At 38.1% G+C, this 11912-nt stretch carries 7 protein-coding genes; 3 read left to right on the forward strand and 4 right to left on the reverse strand.

Annotated elements, in window-relative coordinates:
• Positions 1 to 35: 35 nt before the first annotated feature.
• The 3 genes from ACYIAR_RS12620 (at position 36) to ACYIAR_RS12630 (ending at position 8081) form a co-directional block, all read left to right on the forward strand.
• Positions 36 to 3983 carry a two-component regulator propeller domain-containing protein gene (locus tag ACYIAR_RS12620; RefSeq protein ID WP_480329902.1) on the forward strand — a complete coding sequence of 1316 codons (3948 nt, stop codon included), beginning with the start codon at positions 36 to 38 and terminating at the stop codon, positions 3981 to 3983.
• A gap of 137 nt (positions 3984 to 4120) precedes the next feature.
• Positions 4121 to 6643 (forward strand): glycoside hydrolase family 9 protein, encoded by a 2523-nt coding sequence (locus ACYIAR_RS12625; protein WP_480329904.1) that lies wholly within the window; start codon positions 4121 to 4123, stop codon positions 6641 to 6643.
• 193 nt (positions 6644 to 6836) lie between these two features.
• Positions 6837 to 8081 carry an AGE family epimerase/isomerase gene (locus ACYIAR_RS12630; RefSeq protein WP_480329906.1) on the forward strand — a complete coding sequence of 415 codons (1245 nt, stop codon included), beginning with the start codon at positions 6837 to 6839 and terminating at the stop codon, positions 8079 to 8081.
• 50 nt (positions 8082 to 8131) lie between these two features.
• Here ACYIAR_RS12630 and ACYIAR_RS12635 read toward each other — a convergent pair whose 3' ends face one another.
• The 4 genes from ACYIAR_RS12635 to ACYIAR_RS12650 form a co-directional block, all read right to left on the reverse strand.
• On the reverse strand, positions 8132 to 8611 hold the full coding sequence (locus ACYIAR_RS12635) for a hypothetical protein (protein ID WP_480329908.1): 480 nt from the start codon (positions 8609 to 8611) through the stop codon (positions 8132 to 8134).
• 41 nt (positions 8612 to 8652) lie between these two features.
• The gene (gene aroC, locus ACYIAR_RS12640) at positions 8653 to 9735 is read right to left on the reverse strand and encodes a chorismate synthase (RefSeq protein WP_480329910.1); all 1083 of its coding nucleotides are present in this window, start codon (positions 9733 to 9735) and stop codon (positions 8653 to 8655) included.
• Positions 9736 to 9855: 120 nt separating this feature from the next.
• Positions 9856 to 10437 carry an FKBP-type peptidyl-prolyl cis-trans isomerase gene (locus tag ACYIAR_RS12645; protein WP_480329912.1) on the reverse strand — a complete coding sequence of 194 codons (582 nt, stop codon included), beginning with the start codon at positions 10435 to 10437 and terminating at the stop codon, positions 9856 to 9858.
• Positions 10438 to 10677: 240 nt separating this feature from the next.
• Positions 10678 to 11853 (reverse strand): MalY/PatB family protein, encoded by a 1176-nt coding sequence (locus ACYIAR_RS12650; RefSeq protein WP_480329914.1) that lies wholly within the window; start codon positions 11851 to 11853, stop codon positions 10678 to 10680.
• Positions 11854 to 11912 lie beyond the last annotated feature (59 nt).

The raw sequence follows: 11912 nt of genomic DNA on the forward strand, positions 1-11912 counted from the left end.
ATTACTTTTAAGGCGTTAAACCTAAATTGTTTATTATGATATTTACCATATTTACAATTGTAATTTTATTTTTTGTATCATCACAATACGTCTCATCTGAAGAGATAAATTATATTTTCAGGCATTATCAGGTTGAAAATGGATTGAGTGATAATATGGTCACAAGTTGTGTTCAGGATAACAATGGTTATATATGGCTTGGAACACGCGATGGACTTAATTGTTTCGATGGTTATAACTTCAAAGTGTATAGACATGATCCCGAAATGCAGGGAACATTAGGCAGTAACTGGATTACTGGTTTAAACTGTGATAAGGATGGAAACTTGTGGGTAGGAACATTTTCCGGCTTGTTCTGTTTCAAGCAAGAAAAAGAGATGTTCAGCATTTTGCCAATAACAGCGGATAAAAGAATTGACCGTTTCCTTTTTGACAATGACAACCGCCTCTGGGTTCTTATGGAAGGAAATCTTATTAGATTTGATTTGTCCTTGGATCAATATAAAATATATTCACATCCGGAACAGTTTTCTTATACTTCATTATGTCTGACTGCAAATGGAAAACTATGGGTTGGCGACAGTAACGGTTCTCTGTCTATTATTGAAGAAGATGGAACAGTTCAGTCATATTCATTATTCGAGAATTCCGAACCAAGGAAAATACTACATTTATATCCTTCTTCATATAACAACAGCATTTTTGTAGCATATGAGCATGATGATATAAAAATATGGAATGCAGATTCTCTTAAAGTACAGGATTTGAATATACAGAGTTCAAATAATATAACATTCCTGATAAACTGCTTTCTTCAAATAGATGAAAACGAATTGTGGATAGGAACAGATTCTGGTTTGATAATATATTATTTGAATACGGGAAAATATAAAAGAGTAATGCAAGATCCTCTTGATCCTAATTCTTTGTCCAGTCAATATATTTCTGCTTTTTGCAGGGATAGAGAAAATGGTATATGGATTTGTTTCCATCAGAGTGGTGTAAATTATTGTTCACCGTTCCGACCTTTCAGAATTCATTATCCTGGTGATAGTTTCAATCTTATGCAAGGCGAAGTGGTCCGTGATATTTGCAAAGATAAATATGGAAATATATGGCTGGGAACAGAAGATGCCGGAATCAACTGTATGGACAAACAAACTGGAGCATTCTCTAATTATCGTCCTGGAGGAAACGGAGGAATAGCTCATACAAACATTCGTGGACTGGCAGTTTCTGACAATGATTTGTGGATAGGACATGTTATACATGGTATCGACCGAATGGATATAAATACCCGTAAAGTAATAAAGAGATATTCTTTACTAAAAGATTCAGCGGGAACTAAGAATAGCTCTGTTCGTTGTATCAAAGTTCTGCAGGAAGGAGATATATATGTGGGAACAGACGATGGTGTGTTCAAGTATGACTATCTCAATGATTGCTTTAAATTTATGCATCAGTTTCCAGAATATTCTGTAAGATGTATTTATGAAGACCGGTTGGGACGAGTGTGGACCGGTATGTTCAATCGCAGTTTCTATTATGACCCTATAAGTAATGCAGGCATGTATTTGCCATACGATAAGTTGAACACTCAGAGACATAACCTTGTAAATGATATTTGTGAAGATACTGATGGAAATATGTGGTTTGCGACGCTCGAAGGTGTGATTAAATATGATTTCCAGACAGGTGAATCTATTCATTATACGGTAAAGGACGGAATGCCTAGTAATGTTGTGTTCCGTATATTGCGTGATAATGACAGGTGCTTTTGGATAAGTACGGCAAATGGATTGGTAAGATTTGATTCAAAAACAGAACAAATCACTACGTTCACTGAAAACCATGGGTTAATATCAAGACAGTTCAATGAAAATTCTGCCTTCAAGGATTCTGATGAGAATTTCTATTTTGGTTCAGTAAAAGGTTTTGTACATTTCAGGCCAGAAGATATGAGAATGGATGTACGCCACGCAAAAGTTCATCTTCACACATTGGAACTTGACAATGGAAAAAAAGTCATAAATATTCCTTCTGAATCATCTGAGCATAAAATAGAATTAGGACATGAAGAATCTACATTCAGTATAAATTTCTCCACATTGGATTTTATAGCTCCGGCTTCTGTTAAATATGCATACAGATTGAGTGGAAGTAACCAAAGTTGGATTGAGATTGGTGGAAGAAATACTGTATATTTTGCCAATCTTTCGCCAGGAGATTATGTCTTTGAAGTGAAAGCCACAGATTTCTCAAATCATTGGAGCGATGAAGTTACATCTTTGAATATAGTCATTCTTCCCGCATGGTGGCAATCCACATTTGCCAGATTTTTATTTGTAATGACTGTATTCGTTATGATAATCTCCTTTATATACCGATGGAAAGCTAAGGCAAAGAAAGAGATGGCATATAATATGCAATTGTTTGAAGATAAGAAAGAAAAGGAATTATATCAGTCAAAGATAGATTTCTTTATCAATATTGCCCATGAGATACGTACTCCGCTTACGTTGATTAAGAATCCGTTGGAGAAGATTATCATGTCGAATGTAATTCAAGGAAAAGAATCTGAATCTCTTCGTTTGATGAACAGAAATGTTACCCGCCTTATGTCTCTTGTGAATCAGCTTCTGGATTTCCGAAAGACTGAAACCGACGGCTACAAGTTGAGTTTTGTGCGTACGGATATGATAGCTCTACTTAAGGAAAATGTTAAATTCTTCAGAGAATCTGCTGCCGAAAACAATCTTCTTTTGAATATAGATTGTACGATGGATGAGCTTTATGCCTATGTTGACCGTGAAGCTGTAACCAAGATTTTCAGTAATCTTCTTCTGAATGCAATAAAATATGCTCAGCATAGCATAGTTATACGTGTTTCGATGAATGAAGAATATGACAGTTTTTCTATTGATTTCATTAATGATGGAAAGCCGGTTCCTCCAGAATTAAGAGAAAAAATATTCGAACCGTTTTATAGAGTTGAGGTAAATACCGAAGGAAAAACAGGAACAGGACTGGGTCTTCCGTTTGCCCGTTCTTTGGCAGAAATGCATAACGGTTCTTTGACATTGGAAACTTTTGCGGCAAACGAAGGGTTGACAATGTTTCGTCTTGTTCTGCCTTTACATTTGCCAGAGTCTATTCATACAGAAGAAAATATTCCTTTATCTGACGAAACAGATTTGTCATTGCGTTTTGAGGAAGGTCGTCCAGCAGTTCTGGTAGTTGAGGACAATAGTGAAATGCGTAAATTCGTTGCAGAGGAAGTAAATACATTATATAATGTATATGTTGCCGAAAATGGTAAAGTGGCAACAGAAATATTAGGAAAAGAAAGTGTTCAACTGGTGATAAGTGATGTTATGATGCCTGTTATGGACGGACTGGAATTACTGCACTATATTAAGTCGAATGAAGAATATACGCATATTCCGGTGATACTTCTAACGGCCAAAACTACAACCCAGTTCCATCTTGAAGGATTGGAACATGGCGCTGATGCCTATATTGACAAACCATTTTCCATGCCTTTACTTATGGCACAGGTTTCCAATCTTATCTCAAACAGGGATAATATAAGGAAATTCTATTTCAAGTCGCCGATTGCAAATATGAAATCTATTGCCTATTCCAAAACGGACGAAAAATTCCTCGACAAACTTAATACCATCATTAATGATAATATGGGAAATCCGGACCTTGATGTTAATATGCTTGCCGAAATGATGAATATCAGCCGACCAACTTTGTACAGAAAAGTCCGTTCAATATCTGATTTGACACCGAACGATCTTATAAAGATGGCTCGTCTGAAAAAATCAGCAGAATTACTCCTTAGTGGAGAAATGAAGATATACGAAATAGCCGAAGCTGTTGGTTTCAGCTCCCAGTCTTATTTCTGGTCAGCATTCATAAAAGAATTTGGAGTTAGTCCGTCGAAGTATGTGAAGGAGAATATGGGGAAGGAGTAGAGTGACCTTTTCTATGATGTAACATAGTTATAATTCTTCGTTACATACATTTTATGATAGTAAATATTGATTTTATACATTCGAAACATGAAATAGAAAAGAACTAATAAACTCAAAAACTTAAAAACATAAAATATATGAACAAAAAAATCCTCTTAACTGCCTTTTCTCTTTTTTCCTGTGCATTAATTAACGCCCAGGATTTCAAACTAGGCGAAAAAGGCTATTTCTCGAATTATGGTGTGGACGTTATGGCTTTTGATGATATTTATCCAGAAGGTCATCAGGGCGGAGTAAGTATCATTATGCACGGACACCGAATTGCAACAAACGGAGATATCAGATTGGAGCATACTCCGGGACAGTGTCAGCCGGTTCCAAAGCAGCGTAACAGAACTGTTGATGAGAAAAATAATGAAATAGTCAGCTATATGAGTTATCCGGATTCTTCTCGTCATATGGTTGGTTTCAATCCTATGATTTATCCGGATTTGCATTTTAATTATACGGTTCGAGTGAAAGGAGAAGGAAATTCTGTCCGTGTAACAGTTGATTTGGACCGTCCGATTCCTGCAGAATATGCCGGAAAGGTTGGTTTCAATATGGAGTTGTTCCCAGGCGTCTTGTTTGGAAAATCCTGGCTTATGGATGGACAAAGCGGAATATTCCCGCGACAGCCGAACGGACCAACCCAGCAATGGGATTCAAATATAGATAAGGCTTGGGATAACAATAAGATGAAAAAAACTCCGGGCGACATTGCTGATTTCAACAAGCTTGCCAGAAAAGACGGATATAATCCTATAATTGCTGATGATATTGTTTCCGAACCTTATGCTATAGGTAAAAGTTTCACTGTTTGTCCGGAGGATGAATACAGCAGATTCACTATTGTATCGGAAAAATCTGATTTGAAACTTTATGACGGAAGAATGAATCATAACAACGGATGGTTTGTGGTTCATTGTGATATTCCTTCCGGAGCAACAACTGCTGCTGTAAGTTGGGTGATAACTCCTAATGTGGAAAAAGATTGGGTTTACAGTCCTGTGATACAGACTTCTCAAGTTGGATATCATCCTTCTCAGTCGAAAGTTGCCGTAATAGAGCTGGATAAGAGAGATATGGAAATCAAGACAGCTCAACTTTTCAGATTAGGCAAGAATGGACGTGAAAAGGTGGCAGACATCAAACCTGAACGATGGGGAAATTTCTTGAGATACAATTATCTTAAATGTGATTTCACGGGCATAAAGGATGAAGGCATGTATCAGATACAGTATGGAGATTCACAGTCCACACTGTTCCGCATTGCAAAAGATGTTTACGACCGTGGAGTATGGCAGCCGGTATTGGAATATTTCCTTCCGGTTCAGATGTGCCATATGCGTGTAAACGAGAAATATAGAGTATGGCACGATTTCTGTCATCTCGACGATGCCCGTATGGCTCCTGCTCTTAATCATATTGACGGTTATCGTCAGGATGATAATACCCGAACAAAATATAAACCGGGAGATTTTGTTCACGGTCTGAATCGTGGCGGTTGGCATGATGCCGGCGATTTTGACTTGCGTGTTGAATCTCAAAGTGGTGAATCTTACATTCTTGCCTTGGCACACGAAGCTTTCGGCGTTGATTATGATGCAACATCTATTGACCAGAATAAGCTTGTGACGGAAATACATCAGCCGGATGGAAAATCGGATTTGCTTCAGCAGGTTGAGCATGGTGCGCTTTCAGTTGTTGGCGGATACCGTGCGTTGGGCCGCCTCTACAGAGGTATTATCTGTAATGACTTGCGCCAGTATGTCCTTTTGGGAGATGCAGGTAGTATGACGGATAATGTAAAAGGAAATGATGATGACCGTTGGGTTTTCACTGAAGACAATCCACCGAGGGAGTTGACTACGGCAGCTCATTTGGCAGCAGTGTCGCGTGTATTGAAAGGCTTCAATGATACATTGAGCGTACAGTCTCTTGACGTTGCACGGGAATTATTCAAAGTAACTCGTGAAGACAATAAATCAACAAGTGCCAAGATTCATGCTGCAGTAGAACTTTATCTGACTACCGGCGAAGATGTATATAAATCTTATCTCCTTTCAAAACAGGATTATATTGTTGAGAATATCGACAGAGTTGCCTGGTTCCTGGGGCGTGCGGACAAAGCAATGGCTGATGCTAAATTCTCGAAAGCAATTAGAAAAGCATTGGTTGGATATAGCAAGAGGATAGAAGAGCAAGGTACCGAAACTCCATATGGAATTCCATATCATCCGCATATCTGGGGTGCAGGTTGGGGAATACAATCTTTTGGTTTCAACCAGTATTTCTTGAACAAGAGTTATCCGGATTTGTTCAAGTCTGATTATATTTTCAATGCTTTGAATTTTGTTTTGGGTTGTCACCCTGGTAGCAACACAGCTTCATTTGCATCTGGTGTTGGTGCAGTTTCTGCAACTGTCGGATATGGACTTAACCGTGCGGACTGGTCGTATATTCCTGGCGGTGTAATTTCAGGAACAGCTCTTATACGTCCGGATTTCCCGGAATTGCTTACATTCCCATTCTTGTGGCAACAGACAGAATATGTGCTTGGCGGTGGTTCTTCTCACTATATGTTCCTTGTCCTTGCAGCGCAACAATTACTTAAATAATCTATGAGCTAAGTATATATTCTTAAAACTAAGTCTTGGTTTTTATAAATCAAGACTTAGTTTTTATAAATTTAAATTCAGTTTTTATAAACTAAGGCTTAGTTTTAAGATCAGGATATATTGTTCAAAACATGTTTTACTTATTTATTGTCGATAAAAAGTTAATTTGACAACATATAAATATATAATTAGAATGCGACTGATTTCAATGATAATATGTCTTGCCTGTGCATTATTTTCATGCAGTGATAAGACAAAAGTTAAACCTTCAGAATTAAAGGAGGATATAACCTCTGATTTAAAAGGAAATATATTGGAATTCTGGAGTAAATATTCGCCGGATGACAAAGATGGTTTCTATGGCGAACTTTCATATGATGGAACACCAAATGCTGAAGCAAAAAGAGGACTTGTGCTTAATGCCAGAATATTATGGACTTTTTCTTCGGCTTACAGAATTTTTGGCGACGAATCTTATAAAGCATTAGCCGACAGAGCTCAGAAATATTTGTTGGCAAATTTCATAGACAGAGAAAAAGGAGGAGCTTTCTGGAGCCTGAATTCAGACGGAACACCTGCTGATACAGACAAACAGACTTATGGTATTTCGTTTGCCATATATGGTTTGTCGGAGCATTTCCGGGCTACAGGAAACCAGCTTAGTCTTGATGAGGCAATTTATCTTTACAGAACATTGGAAAAATATGCAAAAGAACCGGAATATGACGGATATATTGACTCCTTCACTTCCGACTGGCAAAAACCTGAAAGATATGGTTATGACGGAAAAGGTATCGCCCCGAAAACTATGAATACTCATATTCATGTTCTTGAAGCTTATACTTCACTCTACAGAGTTTGGAAAGACCCCGAACTGGCTTCCGGACTTGAAGCTCTTATAGGAATTGTTACGGAGAAGATGTATAATCCGCAGACCGGACACCTTGGATTGTATTTTGATATGAAATGGAATAGTATGGAAGATATTGATTCCTACGGACATGATATCGAAACTGCTTGGCTGGTGACAGAAGCTGCAGAAGTTTTGGGCAATTCGTCTCTTCTAAAGACCATAACACCAAAAGTCTTGAAAATGACAGATGCTGCGCTTAAAGAAGGACTGACTCCGGATGGTGCAATGACTTATGAAAGAAAAGGAAATGAATATCACAGGGAATTATCATGGTGGTGTCAGGCAGAAACTGTTGTTGGCTGTCTGAATGCATGGAAACTTTCTGGCGATGAGCGTTATTACGACTCTGCTATCCGTACATGGAATTGGATAAAGACTTATATGATTGACAGTGAATATGGTGAGTGGTATGGCACAGTGTCTCCGGAAAATATCCCGGTTAAAGACGGTCAAAAGTGCAGCATGTGGCGATGTCCTTACCACAACAGCCGTATGGGATATGAAGTAATCAGATTGCTTGAGTAATATAATTATGGCGAAGGTGAATTTCCCGATTTACCTTCGCCATAAAAGTATTATTTATTGAGTTCAAAAACTATAGTTTTATTCTTCTCAATCCATTCATTAACCTCATTGACTACATCAGAATATTCATTCCTCTTACCAAGAGTTTGAAAATCGGTCAAAGGATTTTTATCAATTATAGCTTCATTAAGCTCTTCAATAGAAGGAGCTTTTTTCATTTTGCTATACTCTTCGTAAGTATATTTCAGAAAAGCAACATTCTTGTTGATGCCTTTGTTGTCCAGCCAATATCCTTGTTTAAGAGGAACAGGCAGTCGCAAAGAATTACCGTATTTCAAGTCGTTAGGATGAGGATAAGATACGATCCTTTCCTTTTTATCATCCATAATAACAGGAACAAGATTTGAGTAATCTTTCTTTGTCTTGTATATGCATACAACCGGTAAGGCTGCAGATATTGAATTTATATTCTCTACTTTATTATTTGATTCAGACTTTAAACCTTTAGAAGAAGATTTACAAGACATCATTCCTATAATAAATAATAGAAATATTGGGAAAAACAGTTTTGTCATAAACAGTCGAAACGCTTACATTTATTAATAAGATAATAATCCAGTATAGTCATTGCTGCCATAGATTCAACGATAGGCACAGCTCTTGGCAAAACGCAAGGGTCGTGTCTTCCGCGAGCCTTAAGTACGGTTTCATTTCCTTCTGTATCTACAGTGTTCTGTTCCATAAGCAATGTAGCAACGGATTTGAAAGCGACACGGAAATAAATATCCTGACCGTTGGAAATTCCACCTTGAATACCTCCGGAATTGTTTGTGCGTGTACTAATCTTACCGTTATCGTTGAAGAAAGAGTCGTTTCTTTCAGAGCCTCTGTATAGAGCAGCATCGAATCCGTCGCCATATTCAAATCCTTTTACAGCATTTATACTCAGCATGGCATTGCCAAGTGCTGCATGAAGTTTTCCGAATACTGGTTCGCCCAAACCGGCAGGAACACCTTTTATAACACCAGTGATAATTCCTCCGATTGTATCGCCTGAGGCTTTTACGGAAGCGATAAGCTCTTCCATTTCCTTAGCCTTTTCCTGGTCGGGACAGCGAACAGGATTATCTTCGATAGTGTTAAGGTCATAATCCTTATATGTTCCGCTCAAACTTATCGGACCAACCTGAGATGTATAAGCAATTATCTCTATACCAAGCTGTGAAAGTATTTGTTTCGCAATCGCACCAGCTACGCAACGTGAAATGGTTTCGCGTGCAGATGAGCGACCTCCGCCTCGAGGGTCTCGGATACCATATTTTGTATAATAACCGAAATCAGCGTGCGACGGTCGGAAAACTTGTTTCATATTGTCGTAGTCTGATGAATGCTGATTCTTGTTCCATACAATAAAACCAATTGGAGTTCCGGTTGTTTTACCCTCATATATTCCGGAAAGGAACTGTACTTCATCGTCTTCCTTTCGTGGAGTTGTGATACGTGATTGTCCGGGTTTTCTTCTGTTAAGCTCTTTTTGAATAAAATCCATATCAAGAGTTATACCTGCAGGACAACCGTCGATAACTCCACCGATTCCAGGTCCGTGAGATTCTCCGAATGAAGTCAATCTGAATATATTACCAAATGTGTTCACGATAAATGAATTTAAAATGTAAGAATTGAGAAATAAAAGAAAAGTCCACAAATAACAGCAGAAAAAGTTCAATGCTGTTCATTTGCGGACTTTACTCAAATATCTGGTGCTAAATGCTTATTAATGGCAGCCACTGCAACCACCACCGCATCCAGCTTCGCTGTCACTTCCGCAACCGCCACCGCAATCACCGCATCCGCAACCACAACCGCCTGCTGGAGCTGCGAAAGCTGCAATTTCTTCAGCTGTAGCTTCATGAACATCAATTACTTCGCCGCTGAAGTGAAGAGTTTCACCTGCCAACGGATGATTGAAGTCCATAATAACAACATCTTCTTTAACTTCAAGAACAGAACCGTTCAAACGGTTTCCGTCTGCATCCATCATAGGAACAGTGTTTCCTTCTTTTATCATTTCTGAATCGAATTTGCCGTCAACTTCAAATATATTCTTTGGCAAATCCAATACATGATTTTCGTCATATTCTCCGTACGCATCAGCCGGAGCGATAGTGAAATCGAATTTTGAACCAACTTCCAATCCTGAAAGAGCTGCTTCAAAAGCTGGAATCATCATTCCTGTTCCGAATATGAATTTCAAAGGAACTTCGCGTGTTGCCTTTTCCATCAATTCACGTTCTTCACCTTCGCCTACGTTCAAATCATATGTGACTGCAACGTACATGTTTTCTGCAATTTTCATAATGAAATTGTTGTTTATGGAATTAATAAAATTTTCTCTGTCAATTTTTGACTTATTTCATTGCGTACAAATATAGTGAAAGGCGAGAGCATAGCCAAATAGAAAAACATCGTTTTACTATTTAGCTATGCCAAGCCGCATCCTATATTCGTGTCAACAAATATAGCGAAAGGCTGGCGGAGAGCAAAATAAAAAACTTGTTTTAGGTTTTGTTATTATTCAGCCGAGCCGTATTCTATATTATTTACCGTTCACTGCTTTATCTAAAGCTTTCAAAGCAGTAACAAGTGTAGCTCTTGGACAACCAATGTTCAGGCGCATATGTCCTTCGCCGCCCGGACCAAAGATGCTTCCGTCGTTCAATGCCAGACCTGCCTTGTTCTGGAACAAATCTTTAAGTTCTTCCTGAGAAAGATTCATATTGCGGCAATCCAACCAAATCAAGAAAGAAGCTTGAGGCTGGAATACTTTTATTTTCGGCATATGAGCTTTCAGATATTCATCTACAACCCTGATGTTTTCCATGATATACATACGCAACTGTTGTAACCATTCTGCACCATAAGTGTAGGCTGCGATTGTTGCTTCATATGCAAATATAGTTCCGGCATTGAATTCTCCGGACTCAAGGTATGAGTAGAATTTTTTTCTTATCTCTTCATTAGGGACAATAGAATAGGAACTTACGATTCCAGCAATGTTGAAAGTTTTGCTTGGTGCCATGAATGTTATACTGCAGTTTGCAGCATCTTCCGAAACAGAAGCAAACGGATGATGTTTTGCCTGAGGAAAGGCTAGCTCAGAATGGATTTCATCGGAAATAACAAGAATATTGTGTCTTTTGCATATTTCCGCAAGCTTTATCAATGTGTCTTTTCCCCAAACAATTCCTCCGGGATTGTGAGGATTTGACAAAATGAGGACTTTACATTTGTCGTCAATTATAGATTCTAACTGGTCGAAGTCCATTTCATATGTACCGTTTACCTCTTTCAATGGATTGAAGACGATTTCTCTCTTCATCTCAGTAGGGACAATACGGAATGGATGATATACTGGTGGCTGTATGATTACTTTATCTCCAGGTTTTGTGAAGCACTGGACAACAAATCCTATACCTTTTACAATACCAGGAATATAGCTTAGCCATTCTTTCTTTATTTTCCAGTTATGTTTGTAGTTTACCCAGTCGATTATACAATTATAATATTCGTCACTTGCCAATGTATATCCGAATATCGGATGCTCGCATCTTTTTTTCAATGCGTCAACAATAAAATCAGGAGTTGCAAAATCCATATCTGCAACCCATAGAGGAATCAGGTCTTTATTCCCGAAGTTTTCCTGCAGACCGTCATATTTAACGCAGGAAGTTCCTCTTCGTTCTATTATTTCATCAAAATTATATAGTTTCATTTTATACATGTTTGTTTTTAGGTTTGCCAAAATTACAAATTTTTCTTTATAAATGAATA

The organism is Parabacteroides sp. KHUB-01, assembly GCF_056640935.1.

Coding starts and splice junctions, on each gene's coding strand:
- ACYIAR_RS12645 (WP_480329912.1), bottom strand. CDS start 10,437: ATGAAAATTGCAGAAAACATGTACGTTGCAGTCACATATGATTTGAAC.
- ACYIAR_RS12620 (WP_480329902.1), top strand. CDS start 36: ATGATATTTACCATATTTACAATTGTAATTTTATTTTTTGTATCATCA.
- ACYIAR_RS12630 (WP_480329906.1), top strand. CDS start 6,837: ATGCGACTGATTTCAATGATAATATGTCTTGCCTGTGCATTATTTTCA.
- ACYIAR_RS12650 (WP_480329914.1), bottom strand. CDS start 11,853: ATGAAACTATATAATTTTGATGAAATAATAGAACGAAGAGGAACTTCC.
- ACYIAR_RS12635 (WP_480329908.1), bottom strand. CDS start 8,611: ATGATGTCTTGTAAATCTTCTTCTAAAGGTTTAAAGTCTGAATCAAAT.
- ACYIAR_RS12625 (WP_480329904.1), top strand. CDS start 4,121: ATGAACAAAAAAATCCTCTTAACTGCCTTTTCTCTTTTTTCCTGTGCA.